The organism is Pueribacillus sp. YX66, from assembly GCF_041725775.1.
GTDB lineage: Bacteria > Bacillota > Bacilli > Bacillales > UBA6769 > Pueribacillus.
Genome location: NZ_JBEUEL010000090.1, coordinates 1 through 598, shown reverse-complemented (window position 1 = coordinate 598; position 598 = coordinate 1). Strand labels below are relative to the sequence as shown.

The following is a 598-nucleotide window of genomic DNA, read 5'->3' as shown; positions in this document are numbered from 1 at the left end:
ATGGAATCCGACAATTCCGAGGATACCCTACCTATTTTTTATTGAAAAGACCTTTACACAAAATATTTTACGTCATCTGTTATTCCGCCAAACATTCCAGTAGTTAAATAAAAATCTTTTAAAATCAAGGAAGTTATTAAAGCCCAAGTATAACCAAGAATAATAGGTATAAACACTTTAAATAAATATCTCTTATTCTTAGTATTAAGAAAATAATATATTACCCAACAAAAAATTAATGTATAAACCGAAATAATCAAAGCATTCCAAAACTCAGAGTATATAAATACCTGAGATAATAAAAAAACAAGTAATAATAAAATTAAGTACTTAGATGTTTTTTTCATTTATTATCTCTCCTAATGGTCAGTATAAGATTTAAAACGTTTTGAATGTTTAATGAGATCACTAGTTTAACCTTTTTTGTTTTTCCGAAGTCTCAAAAAACGATAAAGTCCATATAATTGTGTAAAAGAAAAGGGCCATATGATTGCCTTTACGGTACAATGTTTTTAACCCACAAAAACATACTAGGAGGCAGATCATATGACCCACCTACATTTTACATTGGAAACAAAAGAAATACAAAATTTAATTG

Annotated in this window: 1 protein-coding gene; it reads right to left on the bottom strand. The window is 27.3% G+C overall.

The window, feature by feature from the left end; genetic code table 11:
- Positions 1–53 precede the first annotated feature (53 nt).
- Positions 54–347: a hypothetical protein gene (locus ABU914_RS15460; protein WP_379670576.1), complete on the bottom strand. Its 294-nt coding sequence runs from the start codon at positions 345–347 to the stop codon at positions 54–56.
- Positions 348–598: the final 251 nt, after the last annotated feature.

Excerpts from the sequence above, each read along its gene's own strand:
- ABU914_RS15460 (WP_379670576.1), bottom strand. The coding sequence starts at position 347 with ATGAAAAAAACATCTAAGTACTTAATTTTATTATTACTTGTTTTTTTA.